This is a genomic window from Psychroflexus montanilacus, assembly GCF_020164535.1.
GTDB classification, from domain to species: domain Bacteria; phylum Bacteroidota; class Bacteroidia; order Flavobacteriales; family Flavobacteriaceae; genus Psychroflexus; species Psychroflexus montanilacus.
Genome location: NZ_JAIQZC010000015.1, coordinates 1 through 251, shown reverse-complemented (window position 1 = coordinate 251; position 251 = coordinate 1). Strand labels below are relative to the sequence as shown.

The 251-nt window shown below is 35.1% G+C and carries 1 rRNA gene; it reads left to right on the top strand.

From position 1 onward, the window contains the following. Nucleotides 1-168 precede the first annotated feature (168 nt). Nucleotides 169-251, top strand: a 16S ribosomal RNA gene (locus LB454_RS13990); the annotation flags it as partial.

The window sequence follows — 251 nt, the reverse complement described above, 5'->3', positions numbered from 1 at the left end:
GAGGGGACAAGTTCATTGACATATTGAATTGACAATTATAAGTAGAGTGATTTACTTATAGAATTAGAAACATTAAAAGATTAGACTAATTGTAAGAGATTAGAGTTAATTCCTGAGAAGACAATTTAGAATTGAATTCATTTAGACGTTAAAGACATATAAGATTTAACGATGAAGAGTTTGATCCTGGCTCAGGATGAACGCTAGCGGCAGGCCTAACACATGCAAGTCGAGGGGTAACAGGAGAGCTT